Source organism: Arthrobacter sp. CAN_A6, from assembly GCF_015751715.1.
Classification (GTDB): Bacteria; Actinomycetota; Actinomycetes; order Actinomycetales; family Micrococcaceae; genus Arthrobacter_D.
Genome location: NZ_JADOUV010000010.1, coordinates 56,261 through 77,207, shown reverse-complemented (window position 1 = coordinate 77,207; position 20,947 = coordinate 56,261). Strand labels below are relative to the sequence as shown.

General features: G+C 65.3%; 23 protein-coding genes and 1 tRNA gene. 12 read left to right on the top strand and 12 right to left on the bottom strand.

What is annotated here, in order from left to right:
- Positions 1-176: 176 nt before the first annotated feature.
- From IWX75_RS15090 to IWX75_RS15080, 3 genes are all read left to right on the top strand, one after another.
- Entirely contained in the window at positions 177-668 is a 492-nt protein-coding gene (locus IWX75_RS15090) for a hypothetical protein (protein WP_196823074.1), read from the top strand.
- Positions 669-679: 11 nt separating this feature from the next.
- Complete coding sequence (locus IWX75_RS15085) at positions 680-2,059, top strand: FAD-binding oxidoreductase (protein WP_196823073.1); 1,380 nt, start codon at positions 680-682, stop codon at positions 2,057-2,059.
- Positions 2,060-2,142: 83 nt separating this feature from the next.
- Complete coding sequence (locus IWX75_RS15080; protein WP_196823072.1) at positions 2,143-2,718, top strand: DUF4190 domain-containing protein; 576 nt, start codon at positions 2,143-2,145, stop codon at positions 2,716-2,718.
- 72 nt (positions 2,719-2,790) lie between these two features.
- Here IWX75_RS15080 and IWX75_RS15075 read toward each other — a convergent pair whose 3' ends face one another.
- From IWX75_RS15075 to IWX75_RS15060, 4 genes are all read right to left on the bottom strand, one after another.
- Entirely contained in the window at positions 2,791-4,149 is a 1,359-nt protein-coding gene (locus IWX75_RS15075) for a DUF4032 domain-containing protein (RefSeq protein WP_196823071.1), read from the bottom strand.
- Between the two features lie 136 nt (positions 4,150-4,285).
- Positions 4,286-5,374 carry an ABC transporter ATP-binding protein gene (locus IWX75_RS15070; RefSeq protein WP_196823070.1) on the bottom strand — a complete coding sequence of 363 codons (1,089 nt, stop codon included), beginning with the start codon at positions 5,372-5,374 and terminating at the stop codon, positions 4,286-4,288.
- Positions 5,375-5,514: 140 nt separating this feature from the next.
- Positions 5,515-6,300, bottom strand: coding sequence for a trehalose-phosphatase (gene otsB / locus IWX75_RS15065; protein WP_196823069.1), 786 nt, complete (start codon positions 6,298-6,300; stop codon positions 5,515-5,517).
- Positions 6,297-7,766, bottom strand: a complete 1,470-nt coding sequence (locus tag IWX75_RS15060) for an alpha,alpha-trehalose-phosphate synthase (UDP-forming) (protein ID WP_196823068.1) — start codon at positions 7,764-7,766, stop codon at positions 6,297-6,299. The genes otsB and IWX75_RS15060 overlap by 4 nt, the downstream gene beginning before the upstream one ends.
- A gap of 191 nt (positions 7,767-7,957) precedes the next feature.
- Here IWX75_RS15060 and IWX75_RS15055 point away from each other — a divergent pair.
- Positions 7,958-8,031: transfer RNA gene (locus IWX75_RS15055), tRNA-Thr, on the top strand.
- Between the two features lie 43 nt (positions 8,032-8,074).
- Here IWX75_RS15055 and IWX75_RS15050 read toward each other — a convergent pair.
- Positions 8,075-8,569, bottom strand: a complete 495-nt coding sequence (locus IWX75_RS15050) for a metallophosphoesterase family protein (RefSeq protein ID WP_196823067.1) — start codon at positions 8,567-8,569, stop codon at positions 8,075-8,077.
- Between the two features lie 141 nt (positions 8,570-8,710).
- Between IWX75_RS15050 and IWX75_RS15045 the strand changes: the two genes are divergently transcribed.
- Genes IWX75_RS15045 through IWX75_RS15030 form a run of 4 tightly spaced genes read left to right on the top strand, consistent with a single transcriptional unit; the run spans position 8,711 to position 10,643 of the window.
- Complete coding sequence (locus tag IWX75_RS15045; RefSeq protein WP_196823066.1) at positions 8,711-8,905, top strand: hypothetical protein; 195 nt, start codon at positions 8,711-8,713, stop codon at positions 8,903-8,905.
- Between the two features lie 53 nt (positions 8,906-8,958).
- Positions 8,959-9,339 (top strand): LPXTG cell wall anchor domain-containing protein, encoded by a 381-nt coding sequence (locus IWX75_RS15040; RefSeq protein WP_196823065.1) that lies wholly within the window; start codon positions 8,959-8,961, stop codon positions 9,337-9,339.
- A gap of 54 nt (positions 9,340-9,393) precedes the next feature.
- Positions 9,394-10,311 carry an SDR family NAD(P)-dependent oxidoreductase gene (locus tag IWX75_RS15035; protein WP_196823064.1) on the top strand — a complete coding sequence of 306 codons (918 nt, stop codon included), beginning with the start codon at positions 9,394-9,396 and terminating at the stop codon, positions 10,309-10,311.
- Between the two features lie 56 nt (positions 10,312-10,367).
- On the top strand, positions 10,368-10,643 hold the full coding sequence (locus IWX75_RS15030) for a hypothetical protein (RefSeq protein WP_334684384.1): 276 nt from the start codon (positions 10,368-10,370) through the stop codon (positions 10,641-10,643).
- Between the two features lie 39 nt (positions 10,644-10,682).
- On the opposite strand, the gene IWX75_RS15025 is transcribed toward IWX75_RS15030, so the two are convergent.
- The gene (locus IWX75_RS15025; protein ID WP_196823062.1) at positions 10,683-12,344 is read right to left on the bottom strand and encodes a catalase; all 1,662 of its coding nucleotides are present in this window, start codon (positions 12,342-12,344) and stop codon (positions 10,683-10,685) included.
- A 177-nt stretch (positions 12,345-12,521) separates the two neighbouring features.
- On the opposite strand from IWX75_RS15025, the gene IWX75_RS15020 reads away from it, so the two are divergent.
- Positions 12,522-13,769: a glycosyltransferase 87 family protein gene (locus tag IWX75_RS15020; RefSeq protein WP_196823061.1), complete on the top strand. Its 1,248-nt coding sequence runs from the start codon at positions 12,522-12,524 to the stop codon at positions 13,767-13,769.
- On the opposite strand, the gene IWX75_RS15015 is transcribed toward IWX75_RS15020, so the two are convergent.
- Both IWX75_RS15015 and IWX75_RS15010 read right to left on the bottom strand, forming a co-directional pair.
- Entirely contained in the window at positions 13,726-13,956 is a 231-nt protein-coding gene (locus IWX75_RS15015; RefSeq protein ID WP_196823060.1) for a hypothetical protein, read from the bottom strand. The two genes, IWX75_RS15020 and IWX75_RS15015, sit on opposite strands and share 44 nt — an antisense overlap.
- Positions 13,956-15,110 (bottom strand): baeRF2 domain-containing protein, encoded by a 1,155-nt coding sequence (locus IWX75_RS15010; RefSeq protein ID WP_196823059.1) that lies wholly within the window; start codon positions 15,108-15,110, stop codon positions 13,956-13,958. The genes IWX75_RS15015 and IWX75_RS15010 overlap by 1 nt, the downstream gene beginning before the upstream one ends.
- 199 nt (positions 15,111-15,309) lie before the next feature.
- Between IWX75_RS15010 and IWX75_RS15005 the strand changes: the two genes are divergently transcribed.
- Both IWX75_RS15005 and IWX75_RS15000 read left to right on the top strand, forming a co-directional pair.
- Complete coding sequence (locus IWX75_RS15005; protein ID WP_196823058.1) at positions 15,310-15,522, top strand: hypothetical protein; 213 nt, start codon at positions 15,310-15,312, stop codon at positions 15,520-15,522.
- 10 nt (positions 15,523-15,532) lie between these two features.
- Positions 15,533-16,063 (top strand): hypothetical protein, encoded by a 531-nt coding sequence (locus IWX75_RS15000; RefSeq protein ID WP_196823057.1) that lies wholly within the window; start codon positions 15,533-15,535, stop codon positions 16,061-16,063.
- On the opposite strand, the gene IWX75_RS14995 is transcribed toward IWX75_RS15000, so the two are convergent.
- The 4 genes from IWX75_RS14995 to IWX75_RS14980 form a co-directional block, all read right to left on the bottom strand.
- Complete coding sequence (locus tag IWX75_RS14995; protein WP_196823056.1) at positions 16,060-17,148, bottom strand: alkene reductase; 1,089 nt, start codon at positions 17,146-17,148, stop codon at positions 16,060-16,062. The genes IWX75_RS15000 and IWX75_RS14995 overlap by 4 nt on opposite strands.
- A 166-nt stretch (positions 17,149-17,314) precedes the next feature.
- On the bottom strand, positions 17,315-17,740 hold the full coding sequence (locus IWX75_RS14990; protein WP_196823055.1) for a hypothetical protein: 426 nt from the start codon (positions 17,738-17,740) through the stop codon (positions 17,315-17,317).
- 76 nt (positions 17,741-17,816) lie between these two features.
- Positions 17,817-18,662 carry an NAD-dependent epimerase/dehydratase family protein gene (locus IWX75_RS14985; RefSeq protein ID WP_196823080.1) on the bottom strand — a complete coding sequence of 282 codons (846 nt, stop codon included), beginning with the start codon at positions 18,660-18,662 and terminating at the stop codon, positions 17,817-17,819.
- Positions 18,663-18,670: 8 nt separating this feature from the next.
- Positions 18,671-19,675, bottom strand: coding sequence for an aldo/keto reductase family protein (locus IWX75_RS14980; RefSeq protein ID WP_196823054.1), 1,005 nt, complete (start codon positions 19,673-19,675; stop codon positions 18,671-18,673).
- Positions 19,676-19,873: 198 nt separating this feature from the next.
- On the opposite strand from IWX75_RS14980, the gene IWX75_RS14975 reads away from it, so the two are divergent.
- Complete coding sequence (locus IWX75_RS14975) at positions 19,874-20,947, top strand: lipid II:glycine glycyltransferase FemX (RefSeq protein WP_196823053.1); 1,074 nt, start codon at positions 19,874-19,876, stop codon at positions 20,945-20,947.

Sequence of the window (20,947 nt, the reverse complement as noted above, 5' to 3'; positions counted from 1 at the left end):
GTACTGCACCCGAGAGAGTGTGGGAGAGTAGGACACCGCCGGACAACCATTACAGGCCAGAGGCCCCACCACCGGTGGGGCCTCTGCCCCTTTAAGCACCACACCCACCACCCGACGACACCCAACCCAACCCGCCAAGCAACCAGCACCGACCCCACCACCGGTAAGGTCGGATCATGAGTGACTTGTTCTCCCATCCCACACCGGAACCACCCCCCGAGGGCCCTGTCGGAGATGTTCGCGCCGACGTGACAGTGTCGACCGACCGCACGCATGCCTGGGCGGGCTTCACCGACCATATCCATCTATGGTGGCCGGCGTCGCTGCTCAGTGTCTGGGGAAGCGGGAGCTTCTTCGATCTTGAATCGAACGCTCTCGTGGAGACCTCAGCGGAAGACGAGGAAACGGTTTGGGCTGAAGTAACGGACAGCGCCCCTGATGCAAGCCTCGAGTTGATCTGGAGGCATCGCCCGGGAACAGCCCCCTCCACCGCGGTTTCCATTACGTTCTCGGAGGTCGGTGAATTCGGTGATGTCCGGACTACAGTGTCCGTCAGGCATGGAGGGTGGGAGCCGGTTGCCGGGACCGGTGAGCTTCGTCGCCGCTACGAGGAATTCTGGCCGGAAGCACTCAGCCACTACGCGCGATTCATGGGGGGCGCGTTGTGAGCCGACAGGAAATGCCCCGCCCCGTAACTGATGACCTGGTGAAACTGTTGCCCGGCCGGGTGTCGATGGTGGAAGCTGACCTTCTGGCCTATAGCCATGATCAGGGCCCCGTTACGGTGAGCGCCCTGCCGCTTGCTGTCGTATGGCCGGAAAGTGTCGAGGACGTGCAGACGGTTCTGAAGTGGGCAAGCCGCGGCAATGTGCCGGTGGTGGGCCGGGGAGCCGGGAGCGGTGTGTCCGGTGGGGCCCATGCAACGTCCGGTTGCATCGTACTGAGCCTCGAACGTATGAACGCCATTCTCGCGATCCGCCCTGAGGACGAGGTTGCCGTCGTCGAACCCGGCGTGATCAACGCGGACCTCAATTCTGCGGCGGCGGCACACGGGCTGATGTTCGCCCCGGACCCCGCGAGTTACCGGTGGTCGACCATCGGGGGCAACGTAGCAACCAACGCCGGCGGACTAAGGTGCGCCAAATACGGGGTGACCCGTGATTCGGTCCTGGCCCTCGACGTCGTGCTTGCTGACGGGACGTTGATCCATACCGGACATTCCACCTTCAAGGGCGTCGCCGGTTATGACCTGACGGCTTTGATCATCGGCTCCGAGGGAACCCTCGGAATCGTGGTGGGGATTACCGTGCGGCTGCGATACCTGCCGGAGAAGGTCAACACCATCGCGGCGTTCTTCCCGGATGTGCGCTCTGCCGCGGCAGGGGTCCTGGCAGTAGCTCGCGCCCGTGTACAGCCCGCCATCCTGGAATTGCTGGACGGTATGACCATGCAGGCGCTCGATATCGCGCACGGGTCCCGGCTCGCGTCTCGCGGAGGGGCGCTGCTGCTCCTGCAGACCGATGGATTCGGGGCGGATGAGGAGGCGTTGGTCATCCGGCATGTGCTCTCCGAAGTGGGCGGCACCCTGTCCGACGTCGGAGCGGGGGAAGCCGCCGATCTGATCGAGTTGCGCCGGCACAGCAGGGGAGATGCTGTGGATCACGAGTTCCGGGTGGGTGAGGACGTGGCTGTGCCGAAGTCCAGTCTTGTTGATTACATCGAGGCGCTCGAAGGCATCGCCGAGCGTCTGGAGGTGCAGCTGAAAGTTGTCGCGCATGCGGGTGACGGCAATCTCCACCCCACTTTCTGGGTTTCCCGGGCAGATGGCCCCGCCGCCCTTGAGCGGCTGGGCGTGGCACTGGACGAATCGGTGCGGATTGCGCTCGAGTTCGGTGGAACCATCACCGGGGAGCACGGGGTGGGCCAGTACAAGTTGCGATGGCTGCCCTGGGAGCAGGCTGACGAGGTTCTCGAACTCCAGCGTCGCATCAAGGACGTCTTCGATCCGCGCGGCATCCTGAATCCCGGCAAGGCGATCGTGCCGGCCGTGCAGCAGTGACCCGCGGACGGCTCGGAACCGGGGCCGGTGCTAGTGTTCTTCCCACCGCAAGAGCTCAATCATTCGCTATTTTGGGGGCAATAATGTCGAGTAACATCCCAGGTTCGCAGCAGGGCGGACCGGAGCAGAACGATCCCCGCGGAAATCAGCCGCAGTATGGCCAGTCGCCGCAGGGACAATCACCGCAAGGCCAGCCCCCGTACGGCCAACCAGGAGCCCAGCCACCCTACGGCCGGTCGCCGCAGGGCCAGTCGCCGTATGGCCAACCAGGGGCACAGGCGCCCTACGGCCAGTCGCCGTACTCCTCGAATGGGGGAGGCTACCCCGGCCAGCAGGGCTACGGGACGCCACCCAGGGACAATCCCGGCCGGACGCTCGGCATCGTCGGATTCGTCCTCGCCTTCATTCCGTTCCTGAACCCCGTCGGGGTGATCGTCAGTATCATCGCCCTGGTGAAGTCCAAGAAAGCAGGAAGGGGCAATGGACTGGCAATCGCGGGAATCATCATCGGCACACTTGCGACGATCGTCCTGGTCCTCATCATTGCGGGCCTCGTTGCGGCTGCTCCACTCATTCAGGAAGTGGCCGAATTCTGCGAGCAAGCCGGTCCGGGCCCGCAGATCTACAACGGCCAGGAAATCGACTGCGGCCCGGCCTGACGCTTCGGCGCCGTCGTTGACGCCGGAGGCCGGTGACCCGGAGAGTTGCCGGCCTTCAGCGCAGTTCCCTGCCTAGTTGTTCTCGAAGTCGCTGTCCCCGTCGAGACCGATGGCCTTGGAGTCGGCGGTCAGCATGATCTCCGCCTCGTCCCGCCGATGCCGCAACTCGGAATCGAGGTACGACTGCACGGCCTCGGCCATCGGAACGTTCCGATCTTCCCGCTCGGACATGTACCAGCGGTGCTCAAGGACCTCGTGGACCACTTCGGCCGGTTCCAGTTTCCCACCGAGCTCCCGGGGAACCGCCCTGACGATGGGCTCGAACACTTCGCTGACCCACAGGTGTGCGCTCAGTTCCTCGTCCAGGGTCGGGTTGTTGTCCGCACGATAGGCGTCCATGTTGTTGAGCAGGCGCCTGGCCTGGTTCTCCTGGGCGTCGAGGCCCGTCAATCGTAGGAGGCGGCGGCTATGGTGGCCGGCATCCACGACTTTCGGTTGGAGCTGGATCTGGCTGCTGTCCGCGGCTGTCCTGATGGCATATTCCTCGACGTCGAACCCCAGCTCATTGAGCCGCCGGATCCGCGCGCCCACGCGCCACCGCTCGCCGAGTTCGAAGGATTCCTGTTCCGTGAGTTCCGTCCACAGCCGTCGATAACTGTCCATGATGAGCTCGCTGGTGGCGAGTGGGTCGACCTTCTCCTCGATCAGCCCGCCTTCCGCCAGGTCCATCAGCTCACCGGCGATATTCACCCGCGCTATCTCCAGGTCGTATTCTCGCTGGCCACTGGACAATTCTGGGTACAGCTCGCCCGTTTCGGCGTCGACGAGGTAGGCGGCGAAGGAGCCGGCGTCCCGGCGGAACAGGGTGTTGGACAGTGAAACGTCGCCCCAATAGAAGCCGATGAGGTGCAGGCGCACGAGCAACAGCGCCTGCGCGTCGATGAGGCGGGTCAGGGTGTCACGCCGCAGTGTCTGCGAGAACAGTGCGCGGTAGGGCAGCGAGAACTTCAGGTGCCGGGTCACCAGGACCGGGTCCAGGTCCTCACCCTCGGGGGTGGTCCGACCCGAGATGACCGCAACGGGTTCGACGCACGGCACGTCCAGGCGCTGGAGCTTGCGAAGCATGTGGTACTCGTGCCGGGCCACGTGTTCGCTGGTCTCCTTGACGGCGATGATCGATCCGCCGAGATGGGCAAACCGTACTACGTGCCGGGAGATGCCGCGGGGCAGGGCAGCCAGGCTTTGAGCCGGCCATTCCTCCAGTGCCACCTGCCAGGGTAGGTCCAGCAGCTCCGGATCCGTTGCCGCTGCGGTGATGTTGAGTGATCCGAGCGTGGACGGTGATGCCGCTGTCCGGACCCGTGGAAGCTTGCCGGCCTGGTCGTAGTCGGTGGGTTCGTTGTGCCAGTTGGCGTTGGAAGCCTCGGTCATGGTGTTGCCTCCGGGTCACGGTGGGGATGGGGAATCCTGTCCCAGCCTAATTCCAGGACGCGGTTAAAGCAGGAAGCGGCGGCCTGCCGGCTGCCGAGGCAACCAGCGGACCGCCGCTTCCAGGGCGGGTGCCGGATCAGACCGTCTCAGCCAGACGAAGCCCTGAGGAGGTGTCGAAGAGGTGGACGTGGCCCGGCTCGGGGCGCACGAACACGGTGTCACCCTTCATTGGAGGGCGGCGGCCGTCGACGCGGACCACCATGTCGTGGTCCTTGCCGTTGAGCGTGGTGTGCCCGTAGATGTAGGCATCGGCTCCGAGTTCCTCGACGACGTCGACCTCCACCTGGAGGCCTTCGCCGGTGGAGCTGAGGACGAGGTCCTCGGGGCGGACACCCAACGTGACGGTGCTGCCGGCAGCGTTACGAAGGATGTCGCCGGGGACCGGGTAGACGATGCCACCGAAAAGGACGCCGCCGTCCGTGACCGGCATCTCGAGCAGGTTCATGGCGGGCGATCCGATGAAACCGGCAACGAAGACGTTCTTCGGCCGCTCGTACAGGTTGCGCGGAGTGTCGACCTGCTGCAGGATGCCGCCCTTGAGGACCGCAACGCGGTCACCCATCGTCATGGCCTCCACCTGGTCGTGGGTCACGTAGACCGTGGTGACCCCGAGCCGGCGCGTCAGCGAGGCGATCTGGGTGCGGGTCTGGACCCGGAGCTTCGCGTCGAGGTTGGAGAGCGGCTCATCCATCAGGAAGACCTGGGGGTTACGGACGATTGCACGGCCCATGGCAACACGCTGACGCTGTCCACCAGAGAGTGCCTTCGGCTTGCGGTCGAGGTAGTCCTCGAGGTCGAGGAGCTTCGCAGCTTCCCGGACGCGCTCCGCGCGCTCTTCCTTCGATACTCCGGCGATCTTGAGGGCGAAGCCCATGTTGTCCGCCACCGACATGTGCGGGTAGAGCGCGTAGTTCTGGAAGACCATCGCGATATCGCGGTCCTTCGGGGGGACGTCGGTGACGTCGCGGTCCCCGATCAGGATCCGGCCGGAGTTCACGTCCTCAAGACCCGCAAGCATGCGGAGCGAGGTCGACTTCCCGCAGCCCGAGGGACCCACGAGGACGAGGAATTCGCCGTCGGCGATCTGGATGTCCAGCTTGTCCACCGCGGGTTTGTCAGTGCCCGGATAGAGGCGCGTGGCCTGGTCAAAAGTGACAGTTGCCATGGTGTTTTCCTTTTCACGGGCAGGTACGTGCCCGACGATCCGTAGTGAATGGGAGAAGTATTCAGTTGTTTGCGTGCAGAAATCTCACCGACACGAGTGGTAGGTGAGATATGTCACGCCACCTGAGTATGGCACGGATCCTAGGCAGACGCACCTGCGGAGCGCAGCGCCAGCAGTTCCTCGAGGACGGCGGTCAGCGCAGCAGGGGAGGGAACGCGGTATTGCGCGGCGCTGTCGCCGTCGCCGACTTTGACCCCGACATCCTGCGGATCGAGCGCGCGCTGGGCATGTTCATCCGTCACGTCGTCGCCCGCGAAGAACACTGCCGTGGCGCCCACCAGCGCCCGTAACCGGCCCAGACCTGTGCCCTTGTCAGCCTTGACCACCGACACCTCCAGGACCCTCTTCCCGTCGCTGATGGTCAGCCCGGGAAGGTCGGCGAGGCCTGCGCGGGCGGCTTCGACGGCGGCGCGCGCGACGTCGTCGTCGGCGGTCCGGGTATGCAGGACCACCCCGGCAGGCTTGAATTCGACCCGCGAGCCGGGGTGCACGTCGACAACCTGCTGAACGGCCGCAGTCGCGGTATTCAACAGCGACTGCTGCTCGCCGGTAAGCGTGAGGGGTTCCCTTCCGGTGCCTGCCCAGGTCTCCGCGCCGTGACTGCCGATGAGCAGGGTATCCGGCCCGGGACTGGCCACGACGCGGAGGCTGTCGAGCGCGCGGCCGGAGATCAGCGCCGTCGTCGTCCTGGGCAATGCGGCCAGCGCCTGCAGTGCTGCGGCGGAACCGGGAAGGGGGCGGGCGTCCTCGGCGCGTTCGACGAGGGGCGACAGCGTGCCGTCGAAGTCCACGGCGACCAGGAGGTGCTCGGTGGTGGCCAGCGTCTTCAGGGCGCAGGCCAGGGCATCGTCCTGCAGGGCGCTCATGATTCCTCCTCGTGGCCGTTGTGCAGTGCGTCGAGGAAGGCTTTCGACCAACGCTCGACGTCGTTCTGCAGTACCTGCCGGCGCATGATCCGCATGCGTCGGGTGGTCTCCGCCTTCGGCATGGTGAGGGCCTTGACGATCGCAGCCTTCAACCCGTCGATGTCGTGCGGATTCACGAGGATGGCCTGCCGCAGGGTGTCGGCGGCTCCTGCGAACTCGCTGAGCACCAGCGCGCCGCGGTTTTCAGTGCGTGCCGCGACGTATTCCTTGGCGACGAGGTTCATGCCGTCCCGAAGGGCGGTGACGAGCATGACGTCGGCGGCGAGGTAGAGCGCCACCATTTCCTCGACGGGGTAGCTGTGGTGGAGGTAGCGGATGGCGGTGTTCTTCATGGTGTCGTAGGTTCCGTTGATCCGGCCGACGGCCCCCTCGATGTCTTCCCGCAGGAGCCGGTACTGCTCCACACGCTCACGGCTGGGACTGGCCACCTGGATCAGCGCGGCGTCCTCGACGGTGATGTTGCCGTCCTCGAGGAGCTCGCCGTACGCCTTCAGCCGGTGGCCGATGCCCTTGGTGTAGTCGAGGCGGTCCACCCCGAGCAGGATGTGCTCCGGGTTCCCCAGCTCGCGACGGATCTCCCGGGACCGCTCGATGATGTCTTCGCGCCGGGCCAGTTCGGCGATGGCGCCGGCGTCGATGGAGATGGGGAAGGCCTCCGCGCGGGAGACATAGGAGAACTCGCCGTTCTCACCCGTGACATGGACCTGCTGGGCCTTGATGGTGTGTCCCTTGAACCGGCGCACGCACCGCAGGAAGTTGCTCGCATCGCTGGGGCGCTGGAAGCCGATCAGATCCGCCCCGAGCAGCCCCTCGATCACCTGGCGCCGCCACGGCAGCTGTGCGTAGATCTCCAGCGGAGGAAAGGGGATGTGGTTGAAGAAGCCGATCTTGAGGTCGGGCCGGGCCTCGCGCAGCAGCTTCGGCACCAGTTGCAACTGGTAGTCCTGCACCCAGACCGTGGCCCCCTCGGACGCGACCGCGGCCGTTGCCCGGGCGAAGCGCTCGTTGACGCGCCGGTAGGAGTCCCACCAGGTGCGGTGGAACTCGGGGGAGGCGATGACGTCGTGATACAGCGGCCACAGTGTGGCGTTGGAGAAACCCTCGTAGTACAGCTCCACTTCCTCCTCGCTGAGAGGAACCGGTACCAGCCGCATGTTCGCCTCGTCGAAGGACTCGAGTGTTTCGTCGGGGGCACCGTGCCAGCCCACCCATGCTCCATCGGCCTTCGCCATGACGGGGGCGAGTGCCGTCACCAGCCCGCCGGGCGAGCGGCGCCAGGAACTGCTGCCGTCGTCGTCGGTCACGCGGTCCACCGGCAGCCGGTTGGAGACCACGATGAACTCGAAGTCTCCGTAGTCGGTGCTCGTTGGAGTGCTGTCGGTAGGGGGTTGATCTGCTGAACTCACTCTGGCTCCTGCGCGATAGTAGGCCTGCTGACGACTCTATCCGTTCCATCTCGCCGCGGCCGGGTGAACCGGAGCGGAGGGTCGAATCAGCGCCGGGGCTGATTTTCAAACCCGGCCGGCGCTGGGATAACCTGATGGAGCGCAAGTCGTCTCCCTTCGAAGACGACGGCGCTCGCTGGCCCGGCCAGCACGCCTCCTTAGCTCAGTTGGCCAGAGCACCGCTCTTGTAAAGCGGGGGTCGTCGGTTCGAATCCGACAGGAGGCTCCCTACAGTGCGAAGACAGTGCAAAGAAAACAGTGCGAGGAACTCAGAGGACGTGAAGTTCCACCTCGATGGTGTTCCCCGCCACTGCCGCCGTCATATAGGAGCAGTGCGGTTGCCGGCGCCGGTCGGTCGGCGAACCGGGGTTGAGGAGACGAAGGCCGCCCGGCGTGGTGGTATCCCAAGGGATGTGGCTGTGACCGAAGACCAGGACATCCGTATCCGGGAACCGCGCGTCCATCCGCGCTTCCCGCCCCGTTTTAGCTCCCGTCTCATGCACGACGGCGAAACGGAGCCCTCCGACGACGCCGCGCGCCACGAGCGGGAGGCGGTGCCGAGATTCGTCGTCGTCGTTGTTCCCGTAGCAGGCGAGAAGGCGCCGGGAGCGGTGTGCGAGCTCGTCGAGCAGCGCGAGTTCCGTCCAGTCGCCGGCATGCACGACGACGTCCGCTGCCTCCACCGCATCCCATAGCGCCGCGGGAAGCATCTTGGCCCGTTTCGGCAGGTGGGTGTCCGAGAGAAGGACGAGGCGGATCTCCATACCGGTCATCCTTCCAGTGACGGTGTACCAGTGACAAAGGATCACCGCTGTGCCATGCTTTCCCTAAGCATGCTTAGTATCAGACCGAGTGCGACGGTGCGTCAATCCCTGACCACTGTCGAGTATCCGACCGGAGGAACAATGCAGATCGACAAGTCGCAGATCATCGATCTGCTGAAGTCCCAGGGCAAGGGCGACTCCGCGAGCCAGGCCGAATCGGAACTTCCCGACAAGGTGGATCCCGAGCAGCATTCGGACCTGCTGTCCAAGTTCGGAATCGACCCCAAGGATCTTCTCGGCAAGTTCTCGAGTGGCCTGGGCGGGTTCGGGGGATAGGCAGCAGCTCCACTTCCGACCAACCGAACACTCCAACCCGGAAAGAGGAAACCTTGGATACGAATCAGATAGTGATGATCATCATCGGCGTGATCATTCTCCTGGCTGTTATTGGACTCGTGGTGTTCCTGGCCCGGAAGCGCCGCCAGCAACACCTCAAGGACCAGCAGGAGAAGGACCGGCACCAGGCAGCCGAGATGCGCGAGAGAGCGAAGGCGTCCGAACTGGACGCCCGTGAGCGGGAGGCGAAAGCCACCATGGCGGAAGCCGAGGCCCAGCGCGCGGAGGTTGAGGCCGAGCGCCTGCGCCATCAGGCAGAAGAACGCCAGCGTGATGCGCAGGGGCTGCGGGACGAAACCCTGAACCACACCCGCAAGGCCGACGAGCTCGACCCGGACGGAAGGGTGGATTCCCAGAAGCACGACGGGCGGTAAGCCGAACAGCTCCCCGGAACATCGCCGGGGGAAATGCGACCAGGAAGTCGGACCATGAGAGTTGTGGTGATCACCGGTGCGTCGAGCGGCATCGGACGTGCGACGGCGAACGCGTTCGCGGCTGACGGAGCCGCGCTCGTGCTCGCCGGCCGCGGTGCCGCGGCCCTCGACCTGGTGGCGGGTGAGTGCCGGGGGCGGGGTGCCGAGGTGCTCATCGCGCCGACCGACGTCAGCGTCGAGGAACAGGTCGAAGCGCTCGCCGCTGCCGCTGTAGCGCGCTTCGGCCGAATCGACGTGTGGGTCGGCTGCGCCTCGGTGTTCAGCCTCGGAACTTTCGAAGAGACGCCCCGGGCGGTATTCCGCCAGCTCATCGAGACCAACCTCTTCGGTCAGGTGTACGGCGCGCGGGCGGTGCTGCCCTTCTTCCGGCAACAGCAGCGGGGGGTGCTGATCTCGGTCGGCTCGGTCTACTCGCGGGTCACCGCCCCATTCGTGTCGCCCTACGTCACGAGCAAGTTCGGGTTGCTCGGATTCATGGAAGCGCTGCGTGAGGAGCTTCTGGGCGAACCTGGCATTCGAATCTGCACGGTCCTTCCATCGACGATCGACACGCCCATCTACCAGCACGCTGCCAACTACACCGGGCAGCGCATCCACCCGCTCCCGCCCGTCGTGGATCCGCTGAGGGTGGCGCGCTCGATCGTGCGGGTGGCGGACCGACCGAGGCGGGTGACGATCGTGGGCCGGACGCAGGGAGCCTTCCTACCCTTCCGGGCGCTGTTTCCCAGGGCGTACGAACCTCTTGTGGCCGCCGTCATGCGTTCGGTGATGCTCCGGGACGGGAACGTCGCACCCTCGGCGGGGAACGTGTTCGCACCCGATCCAGACCCCGACGCGTACGGCGTGAGCGGCGGATGGCGGCTCCTGCCGAGGCTGCGGAGGTTCGGGTTGCCCCGACGGCGCAACATGTGACGAACGCGATACGCAAATGGTCCAGGCGCTTCCTGACAGGGCCCCATAGTAAGTATATGGATCAGTTGGAGAACCTTTTGTCACAGTGTGCACGCCTGTTGCGGCTCGATCGCGGCGCGCGCCAGGCTGCGGCAGGGCTTGCCGTCGTCGCCGTATTCTGGGTGGTTGGCCTGCTGGGCGGCCTCCATGTAATCCTCGGCGGTACCACCAACGCGATGGCCATCCTCGTGGGGCTCTACCTGATGCTGGGACTTGTCATACTCTCCCTCGTGGTCGGGGCTGCAGCCACTGCCGAACTCAGCCGCAGAGCCACCTTGAGGTGGCGGAGGTAAACCCCGCCACCCCGTAATACCGCCGACGCCGAACCCGGTTCAGCGCGGGACGACGACGCGTTCGTTGGGTACACAGTGCGTCATGGTGAGCCCCTCGACGGGACGGGACCCGTTGCCGCCCAGGTTCTTCAGCCAGGCGAGCTCCTCCTCCGAGAGCGACTGGCTCTGGAGCGGTCCGAGATCCTGGATCTCCGAAAGCAGGATGCCAAGCCCGTCGCCCACCCGGTTCCCCAACTCGTCGTCGGTCATGTAGAAGTGCCACAGCATCCGCTCCTGGACCGGCCGGGCCGCCTGGCTGATCAGGGTGACGAAGTTGCCGATCAGGTCGTCCTTCTCCCACTGTTCCAGCAGCTGGTAGCGCTGACCCGCCTGCAGGTAGTCATTCGTGAGGGGAATCCGTTTCCGGGTGAGCCTGCCGGTGATCTCCGGCCCTTCCTCGTCCGGAGTGGGATAGTGGCCTTCGCGCAGCCCGCCGGTGATCGAGGGCTCGTAATTCACCGATGGGTTCTGGCCCGGACCGGCATCCGTGTCGAAGGACATCTGTCCGCCGCGCTGATTAGTGGCAACAGGCGCATTCTTCGCTGAGTTCACCGGCAGCTGCAGGTAGTTGGGGCCGACACGGTAGCGCTGCGTGTCGCTGTAACTGAAGGTCCGGCCCACCAGCATCTTGTCGTCCGAGAAGTCGAGTCCGTCCACCAGCACTCCGGTGCCGAAGGACAGCTGCTCGTTCTCGTTGTGGTGGTCGGTCACATTCCGGTTCAGGGTCATGGTGCCCACGAGCTTCGGTTCGAAGTCCTGCTCCGGCCAGGTCTTCGTGTCGTCGAGTGGGTCGAAGTCCAGTTCCGGGTGGTCGCCGTCGTCCATCAACTGCACGTACAGGTCCCACTTCGGATAATTCCCCTGCTCGATGGCCTCGTGAAGGTCCTTCGATGCGTGCCCGAGGTCGTTCGCCTGAATGTTCGCGGCATCGGCTTCGGTGAGGCTCCTCACCCCCTGGTGCGGTTGCCAGGTGTACTTGACCAGCTTGGTGCCACCCTCCGCGTCAATCCATTTGTAGGTATTGACCCCGAAACCCTGCATATGCCGGTAGTCGGCCGGGATGCCACGGGGGCTGAAGAGGTTGACGAGCATGTGCATCGATTCCGGCGTCTGCGACATGAAGTCGAAGATGCGGCCGGGCTCCTGACGGAACGTCACCGGGTCAGGTTTGAGGGAGTGGATGACGTCGGGGAACTTGATGGCATCGCGGATGAAGAACACCGCAAGGTTGTTGCCCACGAGATCCCAGTTGCCGTCCTCGGTATAGAACTTGACGGCGAAGCCACGGGGATCACGTGCCGCTTCGGAGGAATCGCGTCCGCCGATCACCGTGGAGAAGCGGATCGCCACCTCGGTCTTCTTGCCGGGCTGGTTGAACAGCTTCGCCCTCGTGTACTTCGTGACAGGTTCGTCGCCCCACTTCCCGGTGGCCTCGAACTCGCCGAAGGCGACGGCTCCGCGGGCGTGGACCACCCGTTCGGGGATGCGCTCGCGGTCGAAGTGGCTGATCTTCTCGAGGAACTGGTAGTTCTCCAGCGTCGCGGGTCCGCGGGCTCCGATGGTTCTCGAGTTCTGGTTGTCATAAACCTGGTGCCCCTGGCGATTGGTCAGCACGGGGCGGTCATCACCCTCTGCGGGCGGCTGGCTTGCTACATCTGTCACAGCGTTCTCCTTGATTACAGAGGCATGGGTACTGGTGGCTTTCGGTGCAGATCGTGCCTTCGACGCTAGCGAACGCCTGCCTGGTCAGCAACCTTGGTAGCCGCTCCGCAAGGGGTTGCTTGACAGGGCTCGATGCTAGGGTGGTCCCGTTCTGAACCATGAGGCAGGAAGCCCCCAATGACAGCGCCGCGACCGGAATTCCCTGTCCTGATGCCCGGGAAAATCGCGGTCTTTGCGGCGTTCGCAGCTGTTCATCTGCTCTTCTTTGCACTCCTTCTTCCGTACTTCTCCGACGGAACAACGTACGGGGACGTGGTTCTCTACCGTCACTGGGCCCTCCATGGACTCACCACGGGAAGCTGGCAGGGCGTCGACACGGCCTGGGTCTACCCGGTGGGCGCGATGCTCCCGATGGTTCTTCCTGCACTCGCAGGGCCGGAGTTCTACATGCTCGCGTGGTTCCTTCTCTGCACGGCGCTCAACTTCGGCGCGGTGCGGATGCTGCTCACCAGCCGCACCGCCGGTTATGGCTGGCAGGCTGCCTGTCTGTGGATAGCTCTGACGGCGATCCTCGGTCCGCTGTCGTTCTCGCGGGTGGACGGAATCGCCGGGCCGTTGGTGGTCATGGGGCTCCTTCTCGCCGGGGGACGGCCCCTCGTCGCGTCGGTGATTCTTTCGGTGGCCACCTGGATCAAGGTGTGGCCGGCCGCCGCGGTACTCGCACTGCTGGTCGTCAGCAAGGCGAGGGTGAGAGTATTCCTCGCCGGCGCCGCTGTTTCTGCAGCCATCGCCGCAGGAGTTGTTGCAGGCGGAGGAGCACGGCACCTCTTCGGCTTCGTCGCGACCCAGGGGGAGCGGGGCATGCAACTGGAAGCGCCGCTGAGCACTCCCGGCCTCTGGCAGGCAGTGCTCAGCAGGGGAACGTCAGTGGTGTTCAACGACCAGATCGACACCATGGAGATCCGCGGTTCGCTGGCCGGCGGCGTCGGTTCCCTGATGAATCCGTTGCTGTGCGGAAGCCTGGTGTTGATCTGTGCGCTTCTGATGGCGGCGCTGCGGACCGGGGCCGACCGCGGACGGCTGCTGGTCACTGGAACGCTGGCCCTCATCGGCGCGATGATCGTCTTCAACAAGGTGGGCTCCCCGCAGTTCATGATCTGGCTTGCCGCTGCGATTGCCGTGGGGGTGGCGACCAGGGGCAGGGAATGGACGGTTCCCGCAGTCCTGATGGTCGGTATCAGCCTCCTGACCACCCTGGTCTATCCGATCCTGTACGTGCAGCTCTACCGCGATCTGGACCCGGGTGTCGCGCTTCTACTGTCCCTGAGGAACCTGCTGGTCGTCGTGGTCTTCTGTTGGGCGGTCCGGGAACTCCTTCAGCTCAGGCGTCGCTCCGGTGCCTCTCCTGCCCTGCATACGTCCTGAGCAGTTTCCTTGCCTGCACGGCACCGCCGGGCTCCTGCGGTAGCGCGCTGTCCATGCCCTCCACCTTCGACGCACCGGCGGGAAACGGCGGAAGAAGCGGAACATCCGGATCCGCGACGAATTCGAGAAGGAACAGCCGATCGGAGCTGAATGCTTCAGCCCAGGCCGCTGCTGTTCGCTGCTCCACTAGACCGCCGCAGGGACGTCCGGCCCCGTCGGCCAGCGAAGGAGTGCTGCAACGGAACGGGAGTCGAGCGCCCCGGAGGGGTAGAGGCTGACCTTGGCGTCCGTCAGTGCCACAGCACGCAGCATGCCCGCGAGGGCCGGAACCTTGCCGATGACACTGGCGCCCGCGGTGTCGGCATCGGAGAGGGCAACCCAGGGAGCGGCATCGAGCGCCAGGACCGTCTGGCCGTCCAACGAGGGCGTCTCGAGGAGCAGCGTGTCCACCTGGCCCTGCTGGAGCGCAGTAATCACCGGACCGGTCCCGACGGCGGTGGTGCGGGTGGCCTGTCCCTCGTGCTCCGCCAGAATCTCCAGAAGCATGCGCTGCCGGTCGGCCATCACCAGGGCGACCAGTTCCTGGACCTGGAGGGCGAAGGTCTTTTCGTCAGCTCCCGCAGCACGGGTGTTGCTGTCGATGATGCTGAGTTTGCGGCGGGTCTCCTCGGAAACCTGATCCGCCACGAGCTGGCGGGCGCGGATATCACCTGCGACGATCACGAGCTGCGCCCGGTTCTCCCTGGCAACGCGGTCGATCTCGGCGGCGACGTCGCCCGCGTTCATCTTCCACACCTTTTCCGCGTGCTGCTGGAACCGGCGATGGGACCAGCCTCCCCCCTGGACCTTGCGCGAGTGCTCCATGTCGCCATCGATATGGGATTCGGGTTCTCCTCCGGTGGGCCTCGAGGAGTCGCCGTCCGCATACCGCAGGTACACCTCGCCGCCGCCGTGGCCCACCTCGGCGATGACATAGGCGAAGTCTTCAGGGCAGTGACGCACCAGGGGGGAAAGGTCCGGCACGGAAGCCACAGCGGTCACCGGCATCATGACCATCGCACCGGGGAGGAATTCGTCGACAACCGCTTCGCCGCCGTGGATCAGGATGAACCGGGCCAACGGATCCGGCATTCCCCTGGCCGTGCTCGACAGGGTTGACGCGGCCGCGGCGATGTCATTCTTCGGTGCTCCCGCAGCCTCCATGCTGTCGGCGACACTCCGCGGCAATACGTCATCGCTCCGGAGTGAATCCACAGTGCCCGTGCTCCCGTCCACGTAAATGGTGGTCCATGGACCCTGGAGGCTGTACAGGTGCTTGTGGTCGATCAGTGCTTGCGTCATGGGCAACCCCTGCTTTCTTCGGCGTCGGCTTTCTTCGGTGTCGGCGAGCGTCGGCATTCGATCCTCAGCCCGTTCGGCACAAGTAAGGACACTTATGGTTTATCACCGCGGAGGGCCGCTGAGAAGCGCCGACTCCGGAAATTCTCCGATTGAAAAATGGGGGAGCGAAGGGGCACGCCGCGCGAGTAGCGTTACTGCTATGACTCAGGTTCCAACGAACTTTCCGCCGGCCTACGTCGAGTACCTCAGCACCGTCGACGAAGGCTTCCGTGAGACCGTTCTGATGGCGATGAAGCAGTCGGTCGCCGAGGGCCTCCACGGCATCCTGGTGAACAGCCGGGTGGCCCATCATCGCCAGGCTGAAGTTTCGGAGACAGTGCCGTACGGGCAGGTCATTGACGCTGTCCATTAGGCCGCAGGAGATGGCCGAGCAGACCCGGGGCATGACTTCGCGTGCACGGCGGGTCGCTCTGGCGTGCTGCGCAGGCGGGGGTACGTTCCTGCTGGCCGGGCTTGCCCATGTTCTGTCCGGTAGATCCCTCCCCGCCCCCGAACTCCTGGCGGGACTCGGCGTCCTGACCGCTTTGGCAGCGACGATATTTTCTCTCAGCAGGCTCCCCACCTGGGCGGTTCTGGCTCTGTTCGCGGTTTCCCAGCAGGTGCTGCACGGCGCGTTCACCGGTCTGGCCGACGGCGGCGCATCCGGCGCGACGGGGGTGCCCGGGGCGGAGGTACCCGGTCACCATGAGGCGCCGGTGCCGGTCCCGGCAGGTGGCGCCTCAGGGCACTCGCCCGAGGCGATGATTCTGCTGCATGCCCACGCGGCCGCCGCACTCCTGGCCGGGCTGCTCGTGGTGCGCTGGTCCGCGATCGCGGCCTGGATCCGGTCCGCAAAAGCGACCGCCCCCGAAGGAGGCGGTCGCCGAAGTGCGGTGCGGGGCCGGCAGGCCTAGTTCCGGCTGAGCGCCTCGTCGTAGAACGGGTAGTCGGTGTAGCCCTCGGCGCCGGTGCTGTAGAAGGTGGCCGGGTTGGGCTCATTCAGCGGAAGGTCCTCCTGCCAGCGGCGGACCAGGTCCGGATTGGCGATGGCCGGACGGCCGACAACCACCGCGTCACCCACGCCGTCATCAAGGATGGCGAGTGCCTCCTCGCGGGTGGTGATGATGCCGAAGCCGCTGTTGATCAGCACGGGCCCGTCGAAGCGCCGACGCAGGTCCTGGATGAAAGCACCTGCAGGCGCGGCGTGGAGAACGCTGAGGTAGGCGAGCTTCAGAGGAGCGATGCGGTCCACCAGGGCACCGTAGGTGGCATGGACATCGTCCAGTTCCGTCTCCAGCGCGTCCTGGATGTTGTGGGACGGGGAAATCCGCAGACCGACCTTCTCCGCGCCGATCGCTTCGGCCACCGCGTGCGTGAGCTCGACGACGAAGCGCGCACGGTTCTCGGGTGTGCCGCCGTACTGGTCGTTGCGCTGGTTGGACTCGGGGGAGAGGAACTCGTGGAGCAGGTAGCCGTTGGCTCCGTGGAGCTCCACGCCGTCGAACCCGGCGTCCACGGCATTTCGTGATGCAGTGACGAATTCCTCGATGATCGACGGCAGCTCGTCCGTGGCCAGGGCGTGCGGGACCGGATACGGCTTCTTGCCCTTGGAGGTGCGGGTCTCACCCTCGATGGCGATGGCACTGGGCGCAACTACCTCGTATCCGCCATTGGTGTCTTCGTGGGTGACGCGTCCCGCATGCATCACCTGGGCGACGATGCGTCCGCCCCCGGCATGCACGGCATCGGTGACATTCCTCCAACCGGCCAGCTGCTCCGGGGTGACGAGGCCCGGCTGGCCGGGGAACCCCTGGCCGGCAGGGCTGGGGTACGTGCCCTCGCTGACGATCAGGCCGAGGGAGGCCCGCTGGCGGTAGTGCTCGACGACGAGAGGGCCGGGGATGCCCTCACTTCCCGAGCGCACGCGGGTGAGGGGCGCCATGACGACGCGGTTTGCCAGCGTCATTTCGCCGAGGGTCAAAGGGGAGAACAGTTTCATGAAGAACTCTTTCCGTAAGTGCCGGGGCCTGTGGTGTTCCTCCTTTCGCCAACCAAGCACCTCCGCGCGGTATTCCGGATGTGGCCTGTTCCACTCGTCCCCGCCGACCTGATCCCACCGCCTTGTCCCCGCCAGGGCTCGTCCCCACCGGGGTGATTGCCTCCGCCTATCGGAGGTCTTCTTCGTCGAGGTGGCTCAGGGGCGCACCGCCGCGGTTGGCGGGGTCATCGCTGGCGTCGACGTCGTCCTCCTCCATCATCCCGAAGTCGACGTCGGCTGCGGCCTCGCCGAGCATCGGCTCATTCGGAGGAATCTGCTCCTCACCCTGTTCGTAACGGGCTTCGGCAGTTTCCTCGCGGAGGGTCTGGTCGCTGAGGTAGCCTTCCTCGCCGATCTGCGCCGCTGCCGGTTCGTCCTGCAGCAGCGGATCCTCCTGCCAGCGGTCGGGATTGTTCTCGGCGGCCTCCGGGTAGTCGTCCGGATTCCCCTCGAGCACCGGGTCGAATGCTTCCGAAGCCAGCGAATCGTTCGCCACCTCGGGCTCTTCGCCTACGATCGTGAGTTCCTCATCAGGCAGGTTCTGCTCAGTCATGGTTGCGCCTTTCGTTGGTCGAACGCGTTCGCTTCGTTACTAAGCCTACTGATCATCTCCGGGAAGGGACAACCGGTCAGGGGTGGTCCCGCCAACTGTGCTGCGGATCGAACCCGAGAACGCGCCGCGCCTTGTCGATCGAGAGCAGGGTTTCGTGCTGTCCCACCTCGCGAACCATCTCGACGCCGGGAAACACTTCGGCCGCCAGATCGGCACTGGACCGGCTCATCACGGTATCGGCGGCCGCAATGAGGAAGCGGTCGAATCCCGGACCCGCGGACTCGAGGGCACGCACCACCGCCTGGGCGCCGTCCCGGCCGTCGATGTACCCCCACAGGTTCCACTTCCGCAGGGTTGCGTCGGCGTCGAACGACGGAAAGGCGGCATAGTCCTCAGGGTCCATCACATTGGAAAAGCGCAGTGCCGTGATGCTCAGCTCGGGATCCCAGCGCGTCAGCTCAATCGCCAACTGTTCCTCGAGGTGCTTCACGAGCGAGTAGGTGCTCTCCGGCCGTGCCGCATATCCCTCATCCACGGGGATGTAGGGAGGATCGACGTCGAAGGGCAGGCCCTGGACGGTCTCGCTCGAGGCGTAGACCACGCGCTTGATGCCAGCCCGCCTGCAGGCCTGGAAAACGTTGTAGGTGGACATCATGTTGTTGGAGAAGGTCGCAACGTCGGCTTGGATACCCGGTGCCGGGATCGCGGCGAGGTGCACCACGGCGTCGAATCCGTCGGAGCGGTCGTCCACACCCAGGAGGGCGTCGATCACCTGGCCGTAGTCCCGCAGGTCGATGCGCAGGAACTCCGGGCCGCGTTCGCCGTGCTGGTCCAGCTCGAGGACCGAGTGCCCCGCCTCCCGCAGTCCCCGGGTGACGCTGCGGCCGAGCTTGCCGGTGGCGCCGGTCACCGCGACCCGCAGAGCCGCCATCAGGCGGGCCGCGAATCGGGGGACTTCGTCTTCGAGACGTCCGTCTCGGCCAGGGAGCCGATGGCATCGTCGATCGCCGTCATCACGTCGGATTCGAGGACGACGCCGGCCGCCGCCGCGTTCGACTCGACCTGCTCCGGCCGTGAGGCGCCGATGATCGCCGAGGCGACGTTCCGGTTCTGCAGGGTCCAGGCGATGGCGAGCTGCGCCATGGTGAGGCCGACGCCGTCGGCGATGGGTCGGAGCTTCTGCACGCCGGTCAGGACGTCGTCGTCCATCCACCGCTTGATCATGTCGGCGCCGCCCTTGTCGTCGGAGGCGCGGGTGCCCTTTTCCGGCTGTTGCCCCGGCTGGTATTTCCCGGTCAGCACGCCCTGGGCCACCGGCGACCACACGATCTGCGACAGGCCGAGTTCCTCGGAGACGGGTACCACCTCGCCCTCGATGACACGCCACAGCATCGAGTACTGCGGCTGGTTCGAGATCAGCTGGATGCCGAGTTCCTTCGCGAGGGCCGAGCCGTCGCGAATCTGCTGAGCCGTCCATTCGCTGACGCCGATGTAGAGCGCCTTGCCCTGGCGGACGACGTCGGCGAAGGCCTGCATGGTCTCTTCGAGCGGCGTTTCGAAGTCGTAGCGGTGCGCCTGGTAGAGATCCACGTAGTCGGTCTGCAACCGCTCCAGGGAGCCGTTGATCGACTCCAGGATGTGCTTGCGGGAGAGCCCTGCATCGTTGTGTCCCTTGGGCCCGGTGGCTCCCCACACCTTGGTGAAGATCTCGAGGGATTGGCGGCGCTCACCCTTCAGCGCCTCACCGAGCACCGTCTCCGCGGCGGTGTTCGCGTACACGTCCGCCGTGTCGAAGGTGCTGATGCCGACATCGAGGGCCGCACGCACGCACCGGGTGGCGACGTCGTTCTCCACCTGGGAGCCGTGCGTCAGCCAGTTGCCGTAGGTGATCTCCGAAATTTTGAGTCCGCTGTTTCCAAGGTATCTAAAGTCCATGCCTCCGATGCTAACCATGCAGGCGCACCCCGCATAGCGCGCGGAAGGGAGCCGGACCTCCCCGAAAACCGTGGTACACCGGAGCGGCAATGAGGTTTGCCGGCCCGTACCCGGTACAGTTGACTGCGTCATTCCCGCTGGTACCCCGCCATTGATCGTCCCGCGCGTTCCAGGCCGCACCCCACTGATAGAGGAAATTTGGTCAACTTCACGGCGCGGTTCGCCACGGACGCAGAGCGCGAGAACTGGGACTCCCATGTGACGGCCAACCCGGCCGGCGGCAACGTCCTGCAGTCCGCCTCCTTCGCCGAGGTGAAGTCCCACCATGGGTGGAAGCCGCTGTTCCTGGTGCTCCGGTCGGAAGGCTATTCGAGCTACAACCTCGTGCTGGAGAAGTCGTTCCCCGCGCTGGGGCGGCTCTGGTACCTCATCAAGGGGCCGGCGGTGGAGACGGCCGACCAGATGCCCGCAGCGGTTGACGCCATCCGGGACTTCATCGCCCGCTCGAAGCTCCCGGTCTTCGCGGTGAAGATCGAGCCGGACATCGAGGACACCCCGGAAGCCCGGGACATCTTCCGGGGAGCAGGTCTCCAGAAGACCTTCGACCTGCAGCCCAACGACCACACCGCCATCCTCGACACCACGGCGGAGCCGAACCAGCTGCTGCGCAACCTTCATTCGCGGGGGAGGAATGCCGTGCGGCGGGCCATCCGTGAGGGCGTCGAAGTGCACCGGGTGGAGCCCACCGAGGAGAATTTCCGCATCATGTACGGCCTGATGTCCCATATCGAGGACCGGTCGAGTGCGCGGCTGCGTTCCTTCGAGTACTACAGCAGGTTCTGGAACAACTTCGTGAAGGCGGGCCAGGGCCGGTTGTACTTCGTGTACGAGGACGGTGAGGCATCAGTGGGTGCCTTCGTGCTCAACTATGGAACCAAGGGAACCTACAAGGACGGCGGGTCGAAGCCCGGGCGCTCACAGTACGGCGATTCCCATCTGCTGCAGTGGACCGCGATCAACGATCTCCGGACCGAGCACGGCATCGTGGAGTACGACTTCTGCGGGACGCCCCCCAGCGACAGGCTCAAGGACCCGTCCCACCCCCACCATGGCCTCGGGCTGTTCAAGACGAGCTTCACCAAGACCGTGACCGATTTCATCGGGTGCTACGACGCCGTGATCAGTCCCCGGAAGTACCGCCTCTGGAACATCGTCGGGGAACGCGTTGCACGGCAGATCTACTGGCGGCGGCACCACCAGCCGTTCTACTGA